General features: G+C 54.0%; 16 protein-coding genes. 12 read left to right on the top strand and 4 right to left on the bottom strand.

Going from position 1 to position 18796, the window contains the following annotated elements:
• Positions 1-14: 14 nt before the first annotated feature.
• Positions 15-899 (bottom strand): DMT family transporter, encoded by an 885-nt coding sequence (locus ACQ0MK_RS11365; RefSeq protein WP_430472685.1) that lies wholly within the window; start codon positions 897-899, stop codon positions 15-17.
• Positions 900-1118: 219 nt separating this feature from the next.
• On the opposite strand from ACQ0MK_RS11365, the gene ACQ0MK_RS11360 reads away from it, so the two are divergent.
• From ACQ0MK_RS11360 to ACQ0MK_RS11345, 4 genes are read left to right on the top strand one after another with little or no spacing between them, the layout of a single operon-like run.
• Positions 1119-2669: an ABC transporter substrate-binding protein gene (locus tag ACQ0MK_RS11360; RefSeq protein ID WP_430472684.1), complete on the top strand. Its 1551-nt coding sequence runs from the start codon at positions 1119-1121 to the stop codon at positions 2667-2669.
• Positions 2666-3619, top strand: a complete 954-nt coding sequence (locus ACQ0MK_RS11355) for an ABC transporter permease (protein ID WP_430472683.1) — start codon at positions 2666-2668, stop codon at positions 3617-3619. Before ACQ0MK_RS11360 ends, ACQ0MK_RS11355 begins: the two co-directional genes overlap by 4 nt.
• Positions 3616-4458, top strand: coding sequence for an ABC transporter permease (locus ACQ0MK_RS11350; RefSeq protein ID WP_430472682.1), 843 nt, complete (start codon positions 3616-3618; stop codon positions 4456-4458). Before ACQ0MK_RS11355 ends, ACQ0MK_RS11350 begins: the two co-directional genes overlap by 4 nt.
• Positions 4458-5897, top strand: a complete 1440-nt coding sequence (locus tag ACQ0MK_RS11345; protein WP_430472681.1) for an ABC transporter ATP-binding protein — start codon at positions 4458-4460, stop codon at positions 5895-5897. The genes ACQ0MK_RS11350 and ACQ0MK_RS11345 overlap by 1 nt, the downstream gene beginning before the upstream one ends.
• A gap of 67 nt (positions 5898-5964) precedes the next feature.
• On the opposite strand, the gene ACQ0MK_RS11340 is transcribed toward ACQ0MK_RS11345, so the two are convergent.
• Positions 5965-6819: a D-amino-acid transaminase gene (locus ACQ0MK_RS11340; RefSeq protein ID WP_430472680.1), complete on the bottom strand. Its 855-nt coding sequence runs from the start codon at positions 6817-6819 to the stop codon at positions 5965-5967.
• A gap of 377 nt (positions 6820-7196) precedes the next feature.
• On the opposite strand from ACQ0MK_RS11340, the gene ACQ0MK_RS11335 reads away from it, so the two are divergent.
• Positions 7197-8105 (top strand): arylamine N-acetyltransferase family protein, encoded by a 909-nt coding sequence (locus ACQ0MK_RS11335; RefSeq protein WP_430472679.1) that lies wholly within the window; start codon positions 7197-7199, stop codon positions 8103-8105.
• 130 nt (positions 8106-8235) lie between these two features.
• On the opposite strand, the gene ACQ0MK_RS11330 is transcribed toward ACQ0MK_RS11335, so the two are convergent.
• Positions 8236-8622: a c-type cytochrome gene (locus ACQ0MK_RS11330; protein ID WP_430472678.1), complete on the bottom strand. Its 387-nt coding sequence runs from the start codon at positions 8620-8622 to the stop codon at positions 8236-8238.
• A gap of 204 nt (positions 8623-8826) precedes the next feature.
• On the opposite strand from ACQ0MK_RS11330, the gene ACQ0MK_RS11325 reads away from it, so the two are divergent.
• The 4 genes from ACQ0MK_RS11325 to ACQ0MK_RS11310 all read left to right on the top strand — a co-directional run bounded on the left by ACQ0MK_RS11325 (position 8827) and on the right by ACQ0MK_RS11310 (position 13321).
• Positions 8827-9342 (top strand): sigma-70 family RNA polymerase sigma factor, encoded by a 516-nt coding sequence (locus tag ACQ0MK_RS11325; RefSeq protein ID WP_430472677.1) that lies wholly within the window; start codon positions 8827-8829, stop codon positions 9340-9342.
• Complete coding sequence (locus ACQ0MK_RS11320; protein ID WP_430472676.1) at positions 9339-9485, top strand: hypothetical protein; 147 nt, start codon at positions 9339-9341, stop codon at positions 9483-9485. Before ACQ0MK_RS11325 ends, ACQ0MK_RS11320 begins: the two co-directional genes overlap by 4 nt.
• Positions 9485-10663 carry a FecR family protein gene (locus tag ACQ0MK_RS11315; protein ID WP_430472675.1) on the top strand — a complete coding sequence of 393 codons (1179 nt, stop codon included), beginning with the start codon at positions 9485-9487 and terminating at the stop codon, positions 10661-10663. Before ACQ0MK_RS11320 ends, ACQ0MK_RS11315 begins: the two co-directional genes overlap by 1 nt.
• Positions 10664-10894: 231 nt before the next feature.
• On the top strand, positions 10895-13321 hold the full coding sequence (locus tag ACQ0MK_RS11310; RefSeq protein WP_430472674.1) for a TonB-dependent siderophore receptor: 2427 nt from the start codon (positions 10895-10897) through the stop codon (positions 13319-13321).
• A 77-nt stretch (positions 13322-13398) separates the two neighbouring features.
• Here the strand turns inward: ACQ0MK_RS11310 and ACQ0MK_RS11305 are convergent, their stop codons facing one another.
• Entirely contained in the window at positions 13399-14307 is a 909-nt protein-coding gene (locus ACQ0MK_RS11305; protein ID WP_350041832.1) for a LysR family transcriptional regulator, read from the bottom strand.
• A 241-nt stretch (positions 14308-14548) separates the two neighbouring features.
• Between ACQ0MK_RS11305 and ACQ0MK_RS11300 the strand changes: the two genes are divergently transcribed.
• The 3 genes from ACQ0MK_RS11300 to ACQ0MK_RS11290 all read left to right on the top strand — a co-directional run bounded on the left by ACQ0MK_RS11300 (position 14549) and on the right by ACQ0MK_RS11290 (position 18761).
• Positions 14549-15496 (top strand): tripartite tricarboxylate transporter substrate binding protein, encoded by a 948-nt coding sequence (locus ACQ0MK_RS11300; protein ID WP_430472673.1) that lies wholly within the window; start codon positions 14549-14551, stop codon positions 15494-15496.
• 66 nt (positions 15497-15562) lie between these two features.
• Positions 15563-17632, top strand: coding sequence for a tripartite tricarboxylate transporter permease (locus ACQ0MK_RS11295; protein WP_430472672.1), 2070 nt, complete (start codon positions 15563-15565; stop codon positions 17630-17632).
• Between the two features lie 52 nt (positions 17633-17684).
• Positions 17685-18761: a tartrate dehydrogenase gene (locus tag ACQ0MK_RS11290; RefSeq protein ID WP_350041829.1), complete on the top strand. Its 1077-nt coding sequence runs from the start codon at positions 17685-17687 to the stop codon at positions 18759-18761.
• Positions 18762-18796 lie beyond the last annotated feature (35 nt).

Genomic DNA, 18796 nt, shown 5'->3' with positions numbered 1-18796 from the left:
TCTTTGGCGGAGCTTCAACCTTCCGCCTCGACCTTTTTTTCACGGAAGATGATAAACAGCCCGCTGAGCGTGATGATGGCAGCCCCGACGAAGGTCAGGGCATCGGGTGTTTCGCCCCAGAAAATCCAGCCAAGGCCGGTGGCCCAGATCAGTGCTGTGTAATCAAATGGGGCGACTGTCGGGGCCTCGGCAACCCGGAAGGCCTGGGTGATCATGGTCATGCCGGCCGTTCCGAACATGGCAATGGCGATAAACAGCCAGATGTCCTCAGCCCGGATCGGGGTCCAGAAAAAGGTCACGATGGATCCGGTCAGAATGGCGCTGGTGGCACTGAGATAGAGCAAAAGCGTCCACATGCTGTCGCGGCCATCAACAAAGCGCGCGCTTAACATCAAAAGCGCATAGGTAAAGGCTGTTGCGACCGGCAGGAGCGAGACGAGCTCGAAACTTGCGGCACCGGGGCGGACAATCACCAGCACGCCGACAAACCCGATACTGACTGCCGCCCAACGCCGCCAGCCGACCTTTGCGATGAACAGGGCTGAAATCGCGGTGATGAAGAGCGGGGCGACAAAGGCAATGGCGGTGGCTTCGGCCAGCCCCATCAGATGGATGCTGGTAAAGAACAGAACCGTTGCCGTAATCCAGATCAACCCGCGCAGGAAATGCACCCCGACACGATGAGATCGAAGGGCGCGCCGCCCGCCCATTTTAAGGGCCAGCATCACGGCAAAGGGAAGGGCAATAATATTGCGCATGAAAATGATCTGGATCGGCGAATAGTGATCCATCAGGGATTTGGCCAAGCCGTCATTGATGCACAGACATGCTACCCCGGCACACATCAGAAGGATGCCGGTCAGGTTTTGTTGGCGGCTTTGGTTCGTTGTTGTTTCCAACCCCTGCTTTCCTGTTGGCAGCGCATCGAAGCACGCTAGCGTTTATGGAATCTACCTTTAGGGGAAACATATCTGTTGCACCAGAAAAGAAATGCAGAGGGCCTCAGTTGTGGGTTTGATAATATTAAGAACCCCTCGCAAAACAGATTGACTTTCGAGCCTGGATCGGATTTTTAGTGTTACGTTATAACATTACATTTTTGATTCATGGAGTTCACGATGAACCATCCTGTATTGCGCGGTTTATGCGTATCTGTCGGCATGGCCGCGATTGCGGTTTCAGGTGGGCTTTCCCTGCCTGCGCAGGCCGCAGAAAACGACGGCGTTCTTGATATTGCCAGCCCGCTTGAGATTTCTGGCCTTGAGCCGGCCAAGTCGGGTTATATTTTCAGCCGGATGCAGGCGGCTGAAACCCTGTTTACCGTGAACAAGGACGGGCAGCTTGTCCCGATGCTGGCAAGGGATAGCCACGTATCTGAGGACGGGTTGGTCTGGGACATCGCAATCCGTGACGGGGTCCTGTTCCATGATGGCACGTCGATGACGGCCAAGATCGTGGCAGATGACCTGAACCGGGCTTTTGCGCGTCCGGGGGTTTTGAACCGGGCACCGATCACGGCCATCGAAGCACAGGGCGATGAGGTTGTTATTACTCTGTCCGAACCGTTTTCGATGCTGCCGGCATTCCTTGCGCATTACAGCACGATCATCCTTGCACCGAGCGCCTTTGACGCCACGGGAGAGATTACTGCAATCGTCGGTACAGGTGCGTTCAAGGTTGACGAAGTGACCCCGCCATTGCGCGTGGAAATGACCGCATTTGATCAGTGGTGGAATGGTCGGGCCGGGATTGAAAAGGTCAGCTACCTTGCAGTTTCGCGCGGGGAAACGCGCGCGATGATGGCACAAAGCGGGGATGCGGACCTTGTATTGTCGCTGTTGCCGGTTGCGGTCAATCAGCTGTCGAATAATTCCGAGGTCAATGTCAATGTTGCCACCATTCCCAGAACGCGACTTTTGAAAATTGATGCTGCCAAGCCGTTTTTTGACGAGGTGATCGAACGACAGGCGTTGAGCCTTGCGATCAATCGTGCAGCGATTGCCAGTGTGGTGATGCGCAACCCGGATCTGGCCGCGACCCAGATGTTCCCGCCATCGATTGTCGGTTGGAACAATGCCGATATCCCGGCCTTTGAATTTAATCCGCAAAAGGCACGTGATCTTTTGACCAAAGCCGGTTGGGTCGAAGGGACCGACGGTATCCTTGAAAAGGATGGCAAGCGGTTCTCGGTTACAGTTCGGACCTATGCAAGCTGGCCGGATCTTCCGTTGATTGCGACGGCACTGCAATCGCAATTGCGTGCGGTGGGTATTCATCTTGAAATTTCGGTCGGAAGCTATACCGAAATTCCGTCCGGTCATGCCGATGGCAGCCTTGAGGTTGCTTTGATCACGCGCAGTTTTTCGATGGTGCCCGACCCGCTGGCAACTGTAATGACCGATTATGGTCCCGGTGGTGCCGATTGGGGTGCGATGAACTGGAACAATGCCAAGGCAGCAGACCTTCTGACCGAGTTGGGCCGCACATCGGACAAGGCCGCGCGTGCAGATATGCAGCACGAACTGACCGCGATCTTGCAAGATGAATTGCCGACCATTCCGCTGGTCTGGAGCGAACTTGCCGTATCAAGCAGTGCCAAGCTTGAAAACCTGTTTGTCGATCCGTTCGAGCAGAATTACTACCTGTCTGATCTGCGGTGGGTGAAATGAAGCAACTGATTGCAACGCGGCTGATGCAGCTTGTTGCCGTGGTTCTGATTGTCGGAACAATCAGTTTCGCGTTGATGTACTTTCTTCCGGGGGACCCGGCCTTGCGCATTGCCGCAGGCCGGTATGGCCCGGATATGATGGACAATGCGATATCGGATATGGTCCGGGTCGAGCTTGGTCTGGATCAACCGGTTATCGTGCGCTTTGTTGCATGGATGGGGGACTTGCTGCGGTTTGATCTGGGCCATTCGTTGGTGTCGGGTGCGCCGGTCATTGACGAGATTGCCCTTCAGCTTGGTTATACCCTGTGGCTGGCGGTGGCGGCCTTTGTGATTTCGCTTTTGATTGGTCCTTTGATCGGGGCGGTTGCCGGGTTGTTTCCCGGTTCGATATTTGACCGGGTGACGTTGCTGATGGCGATTGCCTTGCGGGCGGTGCCGCCCTTTGTTTTGGCGATTGTATTCATGGTGGTGTTTGGCGTCACGCTGCGCTGGTTCCCGACCGCCGGTTTTGGTGGTTGGGAAAACATGGTGCTGCCATCCTTTACCCTTGCCCTTGGTCTGGCGGCGATGTCGTCGCGGGTTATGCGCGATGCGATGACAGAAGTCGCATCCAGCCCGTATTTCGTTCATGGACGCTACAAGGGGCTTTCGGATCGTTCTGTTGTGATGCGTCACGGTTTGCGCAACGCGTCTCTTCCGGTTGTGACTTATCTTGGTTTGCAGATGGTCTATCTGGTCGAAGGGGTTGTTGTGGTTGAATCGATCTTTGCCTTTCCGGGTATTGGTCATGCGTTGGTCCATGCCATTGTTGCCCGTGATGTGCCGATGGTGCAGGGCACGGCATTGGCGATGGGCGGATTGTTCGTGCTGCTTAACAGCATTGTTGATCTGATGTGCCTGCGCCTTGATCCGCGGCTTGGTGCCCGAACAGTCGGGAGGCGCGCATGAAAACCGTATCTTTGGCACAGCTTCCTGTCGGGCTTGATAGCGAAAAGAAGCAAACATTCTGGCAACCCGTTCGGATTGCTGGTGCAGCCATTCTGGTGGTTTTGCTGTTGTTTGGTTTTGTCGGCCCCCTGATTGTGTCGGCTGATCCGCTGTATCAGGATTATGGCGCGGTTCTTGTCGCACCTGGTGATGTGACCCACTGGTTGGGAACGGATCATTTCGGGCGGTCGATGCTTGCCCGGCTGGTACACGGGGCGCAATTATCATTTGTCATGGCATTTGTTACGGCGCTTAGTGCTGCAATTCCGGGTATAGCACTTGGCATTGTGGCAGCAAGCCGGGGTGGCTGGACGGAACGCGGTTTGGTTGCGCTTTCCGATATTGTGCTGGCACTGCCCGGTTTGCTTTTGGTGTTGTTGCTGATGGCGTTTGCGCCGGGGAAATTCGGGCCGCTTTATCTGGGGCTTGCGCTTTATCTTTGGGTGGAGTTTTTCCGGGTCGCACGGATTGAAACCGCGCGTGTCTTGCAGCTTCCGTGTTGCGAGGCGACCAGACTGCTTGGTTTTGGCAATATTTATATCCTTAAACGGATCATTCTGCCTGCATTGGCGGGGCCGATGATGACACTGTTTGCCTTTGCCATGGGATCGGCCATCATTGCGGTTAGTACGCTTAGTGCCATTCATGTCGGTTTGCGTCCGCCAACACCGGAACTTGGCGCGATGATTGTTGAACTGATGCCCTATTACAGCGAAGCGCCGCTTCAGGTGCTGATGCCTGCTGTGGTGATTTTCCTGCTGGTGTTGTCGTTACAGTTGCTTGCCGGGAGGAAAAGCTGATGAACTGTGAAATCAGGATTGAGCACCTGACGATCAAAACCGGCGATGGCACGGTTCTGGTTGATAATGTGTCGGCCGCTTTTGGCCCGCAAAGGCCGTTATGCCTGATCGGGGAAACCGGATCAGGCAAAAGTCTTGTCATGCATGCAGTGTTTGGCAGTTTGCCCGACAATCTGGAGTGTGAAGGGGCGATTTTGCTTGATGGGCGTGATCTTTTGGCTTTGTCGCCACATGAACGTCGCGTGCTTTGGGGGCGGGTAATTTCATTGCTGCCTCAGGAACCATCACGGGCACTTGACCCGACCATGTCGGTGCGGTCCCAAGTGGCGGAGATTTATCCGGCCTTGCATGGCGAAAGCTGGCAGCAGGCCAAAGCCCGCGCGCAGTCTGATCTTTCTGCCGTCGGGCTGGAGGAATCTGGGCATGCTTATCCGTTCGAACTTTCGGGCGGCATGGCCCAGCGTGTGTCGATTGCCATGGCCCATGCCGGGCAAAGCAGTGTTCTTCTGGTTGATGAACCGACCAAGGGACTTGATCGGGCGCTGTGTGATGTTGTGGCAGAAATGCTTGATTACGAAGTCGGGTTGGGTCGGGCTGTTATGGTCATTACCCATGATCTGGAACTGGCCGCCCAGACCAAGGGCACCATCGGGGTCATGCGGGCAGGGCGTTTGGTTGAATACGGGCCTGTTGATGAGGTATTGGGTCGGCCCAAGGATGCTTATACCCGATCACTTGTGGCATCGTTGCCGCGCAACTGGCCAAGGACAGATAAACACCGATCAACGCAGGCAGGCACGCCTCAGATTATTGGGCGGGGGCTTGGCAAATCGTTCGGGCCAAATACCCTGTTTGCCGATCTTGATTTAACCCTGCGTTCGGGGGAGATCACGGTGGCACTTGGCCCAAGTGGCAGCGGCAAAAGCACGCTTGGCAATATTCTGCTTGGTCTGGTGGATGCCGATCATGGTGTGGTTGACCAGACAGAAGGTCTGGCAAAAACCCGATATCAGAAAATCTATCAGGACCCGCCATCGGCGTTCATTGTCCATCAGACACTGGGACAGGCTTTTGATGATCTGGGGCGGCTTCATGCCATCCCTGAAGCATTGATTGATCAGATGATGATTGATCTTGGTCTTGATCGTGGATTGCTTGCGCGCCGCCCCGATGCGATTTCCGGCGGCGAACTACAACGCTTTGCCATCGGGCGGGCTTTGTTACTTGAGCCGGCTGTTTTGTTTGCCGATGAAGCGACATCACGGCTTGATCCGGTTAGTCAGAAGCGGGTGATTGATTTGCTGGTGGCGCAGGTGCGTGATCGCAATCTGGCCTTGATGCTGGTGACCCATGATCATGTTCTGGCCGACCAGATTGCCGATCATATTATTGATCTTGGCGGGCAAAAAGAGACTGCCCGTCGGCGTTCTGCCGCCTGACACAAAACAAAACGCCGCCCGGCATGCACACGGGCGGCGTTTTCCGTTGGGGCGGAAAGTCGGACGATCAGATCGCGGTGGCGCGGTTGGCGTCGATGTAGATTTCGCGCAGGCGCTTGGCGATGGGGCCGGGGACGCCATCGCCGATTTTCTTGCCATCAATTTCCGCAACCGGGCAGACAAAGGCCGAGGCGGAGGTCGAAAAGGCCTCTTTCGCGTTCTGGGCTTCTTCGAGGGTGAAGTGGCGTTCTTCGACTTTGAGCTGCAATTCTTCGGCGCATTTGAGAACCGATGCCCGGGTGATGCCGTGCAGGATGTCGGTCGAGAGTTCGCGGGTGACGATGGTGTTATCCTGCGTCACGATATAGGCGTTGTTTGACGATCCTTCGGTGATGAAGCCATCAAGCAGCATCCATGCATCATCCGCGCCCTTTGATGCGGCTTCGGTTTTGAGAAGCGACGCATACAGAAGCTGGGTCGTTTTGATGTCGGACCGGCGCCAGCGGATATCGGGGAAGGTGACAATTTTCTGACCACGTTCGGCCAAGGCCGATTTGATCAGCGATTTGGACTGGGTGAACATCACGATGGTCGGGGTGGTTTTCGGATCAATCGCGAAATCACGATCACCAGCCGAGCCGCGTGAGACCTGCAGGTAAATCAGGCCTTCGGTGATGTCATTGAGCTTCACCAGTTCGCGGTGGGCTTCAAGAAGCTGATCGATATCGGGCTTGAATGCAAATTTCAGTTCCGACAGCGAGCGTTCAAGCCGCTTCATATGGCCCATGAAATCAATCAGCTTGCCATCCAGAACCGAGGTGACTTCATACACGCCGTCGGCGAACAGGAAGGATCGGTCAAAAATCGAAATCCTGGCTTCGGTTTCCGGCAAAAACTCGCCGTTTACATAAACAGTACGCATGACAACTTTCCTGAATGGCAAACGGATCTTTTGTGATCCGTAATTGATCTTTAGCGCGACGTTTCCGTGGTCTTGCCTGCTCGGAAAATCCAAGCGGCGACCATTTGTTCCTACGTTATTTAGCTACTGCAATATCACAGTGCGAGGTCGGCTGTCGTGGAAAAGCTCTATATCCTGCGTATAAAAGGTGGATTGTTGCTTTGACGGGGTATCTATGTGACGTGATAGGTGTGATTGTGCATGCGAAATGGTAAAATTGTCGCAGATTATTCGATTTTGAGATTGCTAAGAAAATTCCTTTTGACCCTAACATAAGTTGAGGTTCTATCGTCCTGTTCCATGAGATGAAAAACATCGTCAGATAATGGAGCCTTGTGATGAACAGTCCCTTGCCAAATGCCGTGACCATGCCCGTTCTTGCGGATGAAAAAACCTTGCAAAGCCGTGTCGATGCCAGCTGGGCGCAGCCGTTGCCGCGCCCAAAGCAGGAAGTCGATCTGGATGCCTATTTCGCCCGGATTGGCTATGACGGCCCGCGCGAAGCAACGTTGGAGGTCTTGCAAAATCTGCATGCCCTGCATCCGGCGGCTATTCCGTTCGAGGCGATTGACGTGTTTAACGACAAACCGATCAGCATCGCGCCGGAGACTATCGACCGAAAACTGATCCATAACGGACGCGGGGGTTATTGTTTTGAACATAATTCGCTATTTGGCCGGGTGCTGCGCAGTTTGGGGTTTGATGTCGAAGGATTGGCCGGGCGGGTTTTGTGGGGATACGGCCCGGATGACATGCCGCGTCCGCGTTGCCACATGGCCAACCGGGTAATGATTGACGGCGAAGCCTGGTTGGCCGATGTCGGTTTGGGCGGATGTGTGCCGACCGCCCCCTTGATGCTGGATGTCGCAAGCCCGCAAGTCACCCCGCATGACACATATCGCGTGAGTAAAGGCCCGCACAGCTATCTGATCGAGCTTGAACGCGGCGGGGTTTGGAAGGCCGTGCATGAGATCGATTTCGCACCGGTGGCCGAGATCGATTACGAGGTCATGAACTGGTATGCGTCCGATCATCCCGAAAGCGGTTTTTGCAAAACCCTGATGGTGGCGCGTTCTGCGCCGTTTGCGCGTTTTACGCTTTTGAATAATCGTCTGACCATTCGGCTTGTGACTGGCGAAGAAGAAACACACAAACTTTCGGTCGGGGATATCTCCCAAACCCTTGAAGACATTTTCGGCATCACACCAAAAGATAGCTGGAAAATTGCATTTTCGCGATTGGTATAACGCAAGAGCAGTCGCGGGCGGAGTGCGGTGTCTGCGGCTTTTGCGTTGACGGGGTGACGGGGAGCAATTGTTCCCCGTCATTGCCCTTGAAAAGGCTTAAGGACGGAATACCAGTTTAACCGGATGGGCATTATTGCCCGCTTTTGGCATCAGCTTCGCGGGTGAGTTCACCAAGATAGAGCAGAAGGTCCGCAATGCTTTCCGGGGTGAAGGAAAATTCCGGCATGGTCATGCTGTCATGGGAAACCGTGATGCCTTCGGCCAGGGCTTCTTCCAGATTTTCAAGCGGCCAGCGTTGGCCGAAACTGGCAAGGGGCGGGGCATCTGTGATCGTCGGGTCGGGCAGGGGATCGCCTTTGAATTTTGTGTGGCAGCGCAAACAGGTTTGTTCGGCAATCGATTGCCCCTGTGTGACGTCGCCATGTTCTTCGCCCTTGCGGTTCATATAATCGCCAACCCCCCACATGCCTGCGGCGACAAGGCCGGTCACAAGGATGACAAGGCTGATTTTCTGCATGGTGGATCTCCCCGAGGCGGTTGTTTCTTGTTGATATTATCGAACGATAGCAAAGGTTGGTAAGGAATTTCCTAAGCCGGTTTTTGTGCGATCAGACCAATGGATAGGGTTATGTAAAGGTTATTGATAATCAGTCTCAGTTGCTGTAAGTGTCGTGCCACTGCGGGCCCAAACCTGCCGGTGCGTCCTTAAAGGAAAATCTGATTGCCTGGAAATTCATCCTCATTGGCCCTGTTTATGCGCCAGCGTTCTGCGCTTGTGAATTATGCCAGCAACATCATCGGCAGCCGTGTTCTGGCCGAAGATCTGGTGCAGGAAGCCTGGCTGCGGTTTGATGCGGCATCGAAGGGCCGGTTTCTCGATGATGCGACCGGGTATCTGTACCGGATCGTGCGCAATCTTGCCCTTGATAGCAAACGGCGTGATGCGCGCGAATATAGCGTTACGAATGCTTCTGATTATGAGATCGCAGTGCAGGTATCCGCCGACGAGGCACCCGATCCTGAAACCGTAATCCTGTATAAAGATGATTACGCCAAGGTGATGGAAGCCTTGGGTGAGCTTCCTGAACGCACGCGCATTGCCTGCGAAATGCACCGGTTTGGCGGGGCGAAACTGCGCGAAATTGCGACCTATCTTGATATTTCTGTGCCGCTTGCCCACAAGCTGGTGGCCGATGGTATTGATCATTGCCGGCAACGGTTGGGCGGCTGGCCATGAAGGTAATGCATGACGGATCCGGGGTTTTCAGTGTAGAACAGCTTCGTGCCAAGACCCGTTTGGGTGGCAATCGGGACAAGAATTCGGGTGGGATGGCCTTGGGCGCACCGTTTCGCGGTGCCAAGCAGGGCGACGTGGCGTGATGACAGGCATAACTGATCCGGTCCAGAAACAGGTGGCACAGGAAGCAACCGATTGGTTGATCCTGTTGCAGGATGATCCTGATAATGCAGAGCTTAGTGCGCAGTTTGCGGACTGGTGCGGGCAAAGCGATGATCATATCGCAGCCTGGAATGCGACCTGTAAGGCCGCAGACCTGATGGCGCAGGTCAAACCGTTTGATGCCGATGTGAACCAAGGTGGTCAGGCCGACTGGCAACGGTTCCTTGCCGAAACACGTGCCGAGAATAACGCCGAAAAATCCGACGTAGACGAAACATCTGAGCCAAACAAGGATGCCGTCGGGATCAATCCGGGCACCGGGCAAAACGATCATCCCGACGGGCCGGTCATGTCCGAGGATGCAAAGAGCCTTCACCTGCCAAATGGCAGCGTTATTTCCCTGCAAAGCCGTTTTGATCAGCGGGGCAATAAATCATGGCGGGGCATCGGGCTTGGCGGGTTGGCGGTGGCGGCATCGCTTATGGCGGCGATCATTGGTCCGAAAATCGCAACCGAACTTCGTGCCGATCATATAAGCGGCACGGCCGAGATCAAAACGATCACGCTTTCTGATAACAGCACAGTCACCCTTGCACCGGAAAGTGCGATCACGGTCCGGTTTGATGGTAAAACCCGCTTTGTCGAATTACTTGACGGCGAAGCCTTTTTTGACGTCACCCCCAACCCGGAACAGCCATTTCAGGTTGGCGCAGATACCGTTACGGTAACTGTGCTGGGCACCGGGTTTGATGTATCGGACACCGGCAATGTATCAAAGGTGGGGGTCGAGCACGGGTTGGTTCAGGTGGATAATGCCGATCATGTCCCCGAACTTTCGCAAAAACTGACCGCGGGTGAAGCGATACGGGTGGCGCGCGATGGCAGTGTTATCCGCAGCACGACGCCAAAAGGCCAGGTCGCACCATGGCGGAACCATCAATTGATCGCACAGGATCAGCCATTGGCCGTAATTGTTGATCAATTGCGCCGCTATTATAGCGGCACCATCCTGATCACGGATGAAGCATTGGGGCAACAAACGGTGACCGGGGTTTATCGTCTTGATGATCCGGTATCGGCGTTGCGCGGTATGGCACGGGCGCAAAATGCGACTGTGCGCGAACTTACCCCGTGGGTTTTGATCGTCTCGCCGTCCTGATTTTTTACTCCATCCATCATTGTTCGAAACCCGCAAGGCCTTTGGGCTGCGCGACGGTTTTCTGCATGCTCAAATCACCGGGTTTCAGGTGTTTTCGGAAAAATTTCGCATTTATCGAAAGTATTTTTGAAAAAAGCCAATCGGCAGCCGTTTTGTTTTGTATGCGCCACTGAGAAGCATTTGCATTCTCAAGTTGGCTGAGGCATATGACAAGAAACGGAGAATAGACGAATGAAGAACGGGGGTGCATCCGCACTGCGAAATCGTGGTCGCGTTGCCGTAATCGCCAGTGCCTTGATGATGACGAGTGCCTTGGTGCCGGTGATGTTTGCAACGCCTGCTTTGGCGCAGATTACGAACGATGCGAAGGCCGGGCAGAACGGTATTGATGGTCAATATGCATTTGATATTCCCGCACAGTCATTGACCAGTGCGCTGGCGCAATTTGGCGTTCAGACCGGTTTGCAGGTGACAGTCGATGGTGCGCTTGCCCGCGATGTACAGGCCGGGGCGGTATCAGGGACCATGCGGGCGGACAGTGCACTTGAAACCCTTTTGCGCGGAACCGGGCTTGATTACGATGTGACAGGTGATGGCACGGTGGTGATCGAACCCTTGGTGACGGGTGCGGCATCACAAGGCGAGGTTCTTGACCCCGTGCGGGTTGAAGCTAACGCATCAGAAACCCGTGGCCCGATTGATGCCGTTACCAACAGTTATGTGGCTGCGCGCAGCCTGACAGCATCGAAAACCGATACAGCGATTATTGATGAAGCGGCCTCGGTTTCTGTCATTACCCAAAAGGAACTTGAAACCCGCAATGTGCAGCGTGTGGCCGAGGCGCTTGGCTATACATCGGGTGTGACGATTGATTTGTATGGTACGGACCAGCGATCTGACTTTGCTTCTGTGCGCGGCTTTTACCAGCCGACCCTTGGCAATTACCGCGACGGATTGCCGCAGCGTGTTTACAACTTCACCAACAGCCGTCAGGAACCTTATGGGTTGCAGCAGATTGATGTTCTTAAGGGATCGACATCAAGCCTGTTTGGCCTGAATGGTCCGGGTGGTTTGGTTAATGCCATCACCAAACGCCCCGAAGATGATGCGCGCGGCGAAGTGTTCACGACCTTTGGCGAAAACCATATTGCCACGGGCGGGGATGTGACCGGTCCCATCGCCGATGACAGCAACTGGACATACCGTCTGACCGGTCTTTGGCAGGATGCCGAATACAGTCAGGATTATTCGCAGGATGACCGCATTTATATCGCACCGGCTTTTACCTATAAGCCAAAGGCGGGCACGGAACTGACCATTCTGACCAATTACAGCAACCGCAAAAACACGCCGGGTTATGGTTTTCCCCAAGGTGTTGAAATTGATCCCGATACTTTTTTGGGCGAGCCGGATTTCAACCGCTATGACACCGAACAGACCAATATCGGCTATCAGCTTTCCCATCAGTTGACCGATCAACTGGCATTTCGGCAAAACACCCGCTACACGCATATTGAAACCGACTATGAACAGGTTTACGGCGCAAAGGTTGATTCGTCCCAGAACCGGACAGCCTTTGCCATTTATGGCGAGCTTGACCGGTTTGCCATCGATAACCAGTTCCAGTACGACACCTATTGGGGTGAATTTGACAGCAAGTCCTTGGTTGGCCTGGATTATAATCGCGATCAGAACAATGAAGTCCGCTATGACGGGTCTGCCACCGGGATCAATGTTTTCAACCCGTCTTATTGCGGCATTTCATGTGTGAATGTGTCCTTTAGTTCGGAAAAGGAAATTACCCAAAGCAGCTATGGGCTTTATGCGCAGGAACAGTTGACAGTCTATGACGACTGGATCGTCACGCTTGGTGGTCGTTATGACTATGTTCAAAGCGGTACTGAAACGATCAATACCGGCGCGGTTGAAGAACGCAATGATCAGGCATTCACATCGCGCGCGGGCCTGACATACAAGGTTACCGATGGTCTGTCGGTTTATGGTAATTATTCGGAATCCTTCCAGCCGATCTATAGCAACACATCAAGCATGGATGGTGAAGCCAAGCCACAAGAAGGCACGCAGTATGAAGTCGGGGTAAAATACAAGCCTGAGAACTTCAATGCCCTGTTTACCGCAGCTGTCTATGACCTGACTCAAACCAATGTCGGGCAGTGGAACGCAAGCTATAGCGAATATCGTCAGGTGGGTGAGGTCAATTCACAGGGGCTTGAACTTGAAGCAAAGATGAGCCCGCTTGAAAACATGAATGTTACACTGGCCTATAGCTTTATCGATGCCGAGGTCAAAAAGGATGTGGTCGCGACCAATATCGGCAAGCGTCCTGCATCCGTTCCGGAAAACAGTGCATCAGCCTGGCTGGATTACACTTTCGAAGAAAGCGGTGCGCGCGGTGATCTGACGGTTGGGGCGGGGGTGCGCTATGTCGGTCAGACCTTTGCTGATAACGCAGAAACAAAACCTGCAGGTGCCTATGCGGTGGCCGATGCCATGATCAATTACATGATCACGGATGATGTCAGTTTTGCGGTGAATGTCACCAATCTGCTTGATCGCAAATATGTCTCCTATTCCTATAGTGATGATTATTACGGTCCGGGCCGTTCGGTCCTTGGAACGCTGAAATATACTTGGTAATCGGTTTGACATGCCAAAGCAGACGGCCGCCCATTGGGTGGCCGTTTTGCTATTAGCAATCAGCAATCGGTTTTGGCTTATTGAATGCGGGCGGTGGAGTTTTTGCGCAGGTTCCGGTGCAAAAAATCGATAAAGATGCGGACTTTGGCCGACAGGTTATGGCGTTCGGGATAGACGGCATAAATGTCGGCATCGACATGGGCGTATTGCGGCAGAACGAGTTGCAGGCGGCCTGCTTTGACGTGGCGGGCAATGTCCCATTCCGATCGCATCATGATGCCATGGCCGTTCAATACCCAGCCCAGGGCGATTTCGCCGTCATTGCTGCTGAGTGTGCCATGTACTTTGACGGTTTCGGAATGCTGACCGCGTTGAAATTTCCAGACGTCATGGACGTCATTGTCCTGTCGCAGAATGATGCAGTTGTGATGGATCAGATCGGCGAGGGTTTTGGGCGTGCCGTGCTTTTCGATATAGGCCGGGGATGCACATAAAAACCGCCGGTTGCCTTGAAGCTTGCGCGCGCGAATGCGGGAGTTTGGCAATCCGCCAAACCGGATGCCAAGGTCGATGGCTTCTTCGACCATGTTCATCGGGGCATCGGTCAGCAACAACTGGGTTTCGACTTCGGGATAGAGATGGCAAAATTCCGAAATTACCGGGGCGACATATTCCCGACCAAACCCGAAGGTGGCATTGATGCGCAACAGCCCGCTTGGTGTTTCGCTTGCCTTTGTCACGCGTTGTTCAAGGTCTTCGATCTCGCGCATGATCTGGATGGCGCTTTGAAAATAGGCCTCGCCTTCGCTGGTCATGCTGATCCGGCGTGTTGTCCGGTTTAACAGGCGCACCCCCAACCGGTCTTCAAGTTTCGCCAGCCGTTTGCTGACGGCTGGTGGCGACAGATTGAGTTCGAGTGCGGCGGCCGAAAGATTTCCCTTACGGACCAGAAGAACAAAAAAGCCGAGATCACTGTCAGATGACATTCTTAACCTGTGCGACATAATGAAATGAATAATCAGAAATTATACTGAATTAATAAAAAATCTACACTGCAAGTGTCATTCGGGCAGTGATTCAAGAATAACGGTGCGTCCTACAGCACGATTAATCGCCCGAACGACGTCAGGGAAACTCTGGCAGGGTGGTTGAATTGTCCAAGTCTTCGGTCACCTGCCGGAATGCTGATCAAACGGGTCAGCCCATTCATAACCGGGAGGAATACCAATGCGTAAGCTCGCACTTGCGGCGGCCTTGGCCGCGACTTTCTTTGCAACCCCTGCATTTGCCGAATTTCCGGAAAAGACCATCAATTACATCATTCCGTTTAATGCGGGTGGTGAGTCTGATGTGTCCGCACGTTTTCAGCAGGCCTATCTCGAACAGATTTCCGGTCAGCCGGTTGTCATTCAATATATGGCCGGTGCCGGTGGGGCACAGGCATGGTCGCAGCTAAATGGCATGGAAGGTGACGGTTACACCATCATGGGAATTAACCTTCCCCATACCATCCTGCAGCCGATGGAAAAAGATGTCGGGTACGAGACCAAGGATCTGACCTATATCAACTTTTTCCACTACACACCGAATGCCTTGTTCGTTCCCAAAGACAGCGAATTTAACTCGCTTGGCGATTTGATCGACTATGCAAAAGCCAATCCGGGGATGGTGACGCTGAGCGGGTCGGGGTCGAATTCCGCCAACCATCTTGGGCAGGTTCAATTTGACCAGCTTGCCGGTATCACCACCACATATGTTCCGTTTAGCGGAACCGGCCCGGCGGTGACGGCAATTCTGGGCAGTCAGACCACGGGTGGCTTTAACTATGTCACATCGGGTGTGAATAACGGCGATGGCATGCGGATGCTTGCTGTTGCGTCAGAAAACCGTGTGAAGGCATTCCCGGATGTGCCGACCTTCAAGGAACTTGGATTTGACATTACCGGCGGTGCGTTCCGCGGTGTGGCTGTTCCGAATTCAACCCCGGAACCGATCCGTGAAAAAATCTCGCAGATGGTGACCGAGGTGAACAATAACAGCGAATTCCAGAAAAAGATGGAAGATGCCGGATTTGTTCTGACCGATATCCCGTACGATTTCATCAATGATTTCGTCGCGGCCAAAGCAGAAGAATACCGCGCAATCGCCGAGACGCTTGGCATCGCCAATCGATAATCGGCGCAAGCGACCAATAAGAAACCTGCGACAATAAAAAAATCGGGATTGGAAAGGTCCATCGTCATGGAGCTCCTTGGCTATTTCGTTAATGCCCTGACGCCTTTGAATATTTTGATGGCGCTTGGCGGCGTGGTTCTTGGCACGGTAATCGGTGCTTTGCCGGGATTGTCGGCAACTATGGCGGTGGCCGTTCTGGTCCCTTTTACATTCACGATGGATCCAGCTACCGGCTTGATCGCACTGGGTGCGATTTATACCGGGGCCATTTATGGCGGGGCCTATGCCGCCATTCTGGTTAATACACCGGGAACGCCATCTGCAATCGCGACCACCTTTGATGGTTTCCCGATGGCCAAACGCGGTGATGGTAGTCTGGCAGTAACACTGGCAACGCTTGCGTCTGTTTTTGGCGGGCTTGTCGGGGGTGTGTTCCTGTTGCTGCTGTCACCGCCGCTGGCCAAGGTTGCCTTGGCCTTCGGGCCGCCGGAATATTTCTGGCTGGCGATTTTTGGACTGACGCTTATTTCCGCCCTGTCGGTTGGCAATACGCTTAAAGGATTGCTGGGCGGTTGTGTCGGCCTGATGTTGGCAATGGTCGGGGTGGCCGTGGTTGGCGGGGATATCCGTTTTACCATGGGAACCCATATGTTGCTGGGCGGGTTCGATATTGTTTCCGCACTGATCGGTCTTTATTGCATTCCGGTATTGATTGATCTGGTGGCAACTCCGGACCCGCATTTAAAGGTCGAACAGGGCAATCGCGGCATTCGCCTGCGCGAAGCATTCGGCATTGCCTGGAGCAGTAAATTCAACGTTCTGCGAAGTTCATTGATCGGGACCGTGATTGGTGTTTTGCCCGGTGCCGGGGGATCGATTGCCGGGTTGGTGTCCTATTCCGAAGCGCGTCGGTCATCCAAACATCCTGAAACCTTTGGCAACGGGGCGCCTGATGGCATCATTGCCACGGAATCAGCCAATAACGCCACGGTTGGCGGCGGCTTTATCCCGACATTGGTGTTGGGCATTCCCGGCACACCGCCAGATGCGGTTATTCTTGGCGCGTTGCTGGTGCAGGGGATCAAGATCGGGCCGACCCTGTTCACCCAACAGGGCGACATTGTTTATACCTTTATTTTTGGCTTGCTGATCGCAACTGCGCTGATGTTGCCAGCGGGGCTTTTGATCGGGCGGTATGCCTATAAATCCATCGCATCCATCCCCAAAACATTGCTGGTGCCGACCATTGCGTTTTTAACCGTCGTTGGCAGCTTTGCCATCCATAGCAACCTGCATGATGTGCAGATGATGCTTGCGCTTGGCGTGATTGGCTGGCTTTTGAACCGCTGTGGTTTTGCGCCATCGCCGATTGTTCTTGGACTGGTGCTGGGACAGATTGCCGAACAGGGGTTTGTTCAATCCTATCTGATTGGCAATGCGACCGGAAACCTGACCGGCATGTTCTTTGGGCGTCCGATCAGTCTGGCGATTGTGGTTCTGGCGGGCTTCACGTTGCTTTATCCGCTGGTGTTTGCCAAGCGTAAGGAAAAAGCCCGGAAGCGCGCACTGGATGCGGCACGTAACTTTAATGACAGTGACGGCGCCACGACGTTGCCCGAGGCAGATGCGCCAAAAACCCGGTTTGAACCATTTGCGGGTGTTAAAAAGCTGATGGCGCAGCCGCGCGATGCTGCCGGGATGATGTTGTCGGTATTGTTGATCATTGTTGCCGTCCTGGCCTTTGCCCAGACATCATCGATGTCACCGATGGGATCGGTGTTCCCAAGCACAATTTCGGTTGCCATCATTGTCCTGTCTGTTGTGCTTCTGGTGTTGAATTTCTTGCGTAAACCAGCGGCCAAGACAGCAGGTCAGGGGGTAGTCGAGGAATCATCATCGCGGCGTTATGCATTGGTGGCAGTCATGGCGATTTGGGTTGCCGGTGTGCCAATAGTCGGGTTTGGTTGTATGGCGGTTCTGGCGTTCTTATTGCTGGCCCGGATATCCTGTTATGAGGCGATGACCCGGAAACAAATTCTTGGTGAGGCCGTTGCCGGTATTGTGATTGTCGGTGGTCTTTACCTTCTTATGGCGGAAGTTCTTCTGATCAGAATGCCAAAGGGGCTTCTGTTCTAGGACCATCGGTCACAAGAAAACTCCTTAACCTGCTAACGAACAGAGACTGAAAATGAAAAACTATCGTATTGCAGCCATCCCCGGCGACGGGATCGGTAAAGAAGTTGTTGCGGCCGGTGTTGAAGTTCTTGACGTTCTTGCCAAACGCGACGGTGGCTTTACCATGAGCTTTGATCATTTCGACTGGGGTTCGGACTATTACAAAAAGCACGGGCTGATGATGCCAGCCGATGGTCGCGATCAGATCCGCGATCATGATGCGATCTATTTTGGCGCGGTTGGTGCGCCCGATGTGCCGGACCATGTGACGCTTTGGGGATTGCGTCTGGCGATTTGTCAGCCGTTTGATCAATATGCCAATGTTCGCCCGACCCGCATTCTGCCCGGTATTGAAAGCCCGCTTCGCAACGTTAAGCAAAGCGAACTTGACTGGGTGATTGTGCGGGAAAATTCCGAAGGCGAATATGCCGGTCAAGGCGGGCGTTCACATGTGGGTTTGCCCGAAGAAGTCGCGACCGAAGTTTCGATTTTCACCCGTGCCGGTGTCACCCGGATCATGCGGTTTGCCTTTGATATGGCGCGCAGCCGTCCGCGTAAGAAATTGACCGTCGTGACCAAATCAAACGCCCAGCGTAACGGCATGGTCATGTGGGATGAAATTGCCAGCGAAGTCGCACAGGATTACCCGGATGTTGAATGGGACAAGATGCTGGTCGATGCCATGACCATGCGCATGACCCTGCGCCCGGAAACCCTTGATACGATTGTCGCAACCAATCTTCATGCCGATATTTTATCAGACCTTGCCGCGGCCCTTGCCGGGTCGCTTGGCATTGCACCGACCGCCAACCTTAATCCGGAAGGCAAATTCCCGTCCATGTTCGAACCTATTCATGGGTCGGCATTCGATATAACGGGTCAGGGCATTGCCAATCCTGTGGCGACGTTCTGGAGTGCGGTGATGATGCTTGACCATCTGGGCGAGCAGGCCGCGTCCGAACGATTGATGCGTGCGGTTGAACGCGTCACTGCGGACCGTACCCTTCATACGCCTGATCTTGGCGGTACGGCAACGACCCGTCAGGTGACAGATGCCGTGATTGCCGCGATCCAGGGCGATAATGCTTGATCGCGCAAGGTAAAATCACGGCGGGGGAACGCATC

Origin of the sequence: Thalassospira lucentensis (assembly GCF_050516545.1) — a bacterium.
GTDB lineage: Bacteria > Pseudomonadota > Alphaproteobacteria > Rhodospirillales > Thalassospiraceae > Thalassospira > Thalassospira lucentensis_C.
This window is presented reverse-complemented; position numbering and strand designations above follow the sequence as displayed.